This is a genomic window from Kitasatospora sp. NPDC054768, from assembly GCF_053612025.1.
Map to the genome: position 1 here is coordinate 1 of NZ_JBSHBN010000335.1, position 1,848 is coordinate 1,848.

The window sequence follows — 1,848 nt, forward strand, 5'->3', positions numbered from 1 at the left end:
GTCCACCTGCGGCAGCAGGGGCTCTATCCGCTCCCACACCACGTCCGTCAACTCGCCTCGACCTGCCACAAGATCAATTATCAGACAGGCCTTAGCTGTTGCTCTATCGATCTTGGTGATCGTGAGTTCGAGTCTGCCGACTCGGTCGGGTGATCTTCTGGTCGGCAGGGCATGAAAGTGGGGCCTCCCGCACAGCTCGTGGGTGTCGAATCCAGCCGAGCAACAGGAGGCCCCTGGTGCCGCAGTCTTACGTCTCCGTGACGTTGTCGTCCAACTCCGCACCCCTGTCGTGTGATTGCCTCGCTCACCGGTTCGGGAACGCCGGGGACCGCCCGCACAGGCGTCCGAGGTATCCCTCGGACATGAGCGACGCGGAGTGGGCAGTCGTGCGCGACGCGATGCCCGTGCCCGCCTGGCTGGAGGGAAGGGGCGGGCAACCGGAGGGCTACTGTCACCGGCAGTTGGTCGACGCCGTGCGCTACCTGATCACGGGCGGCATCGCCTGGAGGGCGGTGCCCGCGGACTTCCCCGCATGGGACCGCGTGTACGCCTTCTTTCGGCGCTGGCGGGACAAGGGCCTGGTCGGCGAGTTCCACGACCGGCTGCGCGACCGGGTCCGCCGGGCGGCGGGCCGTGATCCGGAGCCGACCGCCGGGATCATCGACGCGCAGTCTGTGAAAGGGGCCGCGTCGGTGCCGGCCGCGAGCCGGGGGTTCGACGGCGGGAAGAAGGTGAACGGCCGCAAGAGGCACATCGTGGTGGACACCCTCGGCTGCTGCTGGCCGTGATGGTCACCGCGGCATCCGTCACCGACCGCGAGGCCGGCCGCACGCTGCTGGAGCGGCTGCGTGAGCGGCACTGGCGCATCTCGCTGGTGTGGGCCGACGGCGGCTGCACCGGACGCCTGGTCGACCTCGCCCGCGATGTCCTGCGGATCGCGCTGACGGTGGTCAGACGCACCGACGACGCCACGGGCTTCGTGGTGCTGCCGAAAAGGTGGCTGGTGGAACGGACGTTCGCATGGCTGATGCACTCACGCCGCCTGGCCCGCGACTACGAGACACCGCACCGACACCTCCGAGGCGATGATCCGGTGGCCGATGAGCATGGTCATGAGCCGCCGGCTAACCCGGCGAGCACGCTGAACATCCCCGGGCGTTCCTCGGCCAGCCAGCCCCGCGCGGCCAGGCGCTTCACCTTCGACCGCACTCCCTCCACCTTCGCCGCGACCACCTCCAGGCCCAGGGCCGCCGCGAGCTGCCGACAGTCCATCTCCTCCCCGCTCCCCGCCAGGACCTCCACGAGCCGCTGGTAGTCCGGCGCCAGCGAGTCGAGAGCGAGCCCTTCCCTCCAGGCGGGAACCACCGACCCGGGCACCGCACCGGCGACCCGAGCAGGCCGTTCACCGGCCACCCCCGCCGGCGGCGCCTCCTCGCCTGCAGGTTCTGCCAGGACTTCGGCCACCGTCTGACGGGCGATCACGAACCGCTCCCACGCGGCTTCCGCCTCCTGCAGCTCGGCCTGAAGGACCTCCACCCGCTGCCGAGCAGCACGCTCACGCTCCTCCAGCAGCCCCATCACCGACGGCATCCGGCACCTCCACCGAAGAGACGACACGACACCCCGTCTCTGCCACCGAGGCACCGGCACTATGCCTGACCAGCGGAAACGCGCCCGTCATTGCCGGTACGACAACGGCTTCTGAGTGGGCGTTTTGGCATATCCAGTCCTGTAAGTGGCTTATGGTAGCGCCGCTTTAGTGACGTTATGCACGATAGATGAATAACATCCTCCCGCTCGCCGGAGGAGCGACTGTCCGTCTCGCCCGCATCTATGCCCTGAAGTCCG

Annotated in this window: 1 protein-coding gene and 1 pseudogene; one reads left to right on the plus strand and one right to left on the minus strand. The window is 68.7% G+C overall.

What is annotated here, in order from left to right; all coding sequences use genetic code 11:
• Positions 1 to 398 precede the first annotated feature (398 nt).
• Positions 399 to 1,012: pseudogene (locus ACWGKU_RS40930) on the plus strand (IS5 family transposase); the annotation flags it as partial.
• Positions 1,013 to 1,110: 98 nt separating this feature from the next.
• Here the strand turns inward: ACWGKU_RS40930 and ACWGKU_RS40935 are convergent.
• Positions 1,111 to 1,590, minus strand: a complete 480-nt coding sequence (locus ACWGKU_RS40935; protein ID WP_452181086.1) for a hypothetical protein — start codon at positions 1,588 to 1,590, stop codon at positions 1,111 to 1,113.
• Positions 1,591 to 1,848: the final 258 nt, after the last annotated feature.

Coding starts and splice junctions, on each gene's coding strand:
- ACWGKU_RS40935 (WP_452181086.1), bottom strand. CDS start 1,590: ATGCCGTCGGTGATGGGGCTGCTGGAGGAGCGTGAGCGTGCTGCTCGG.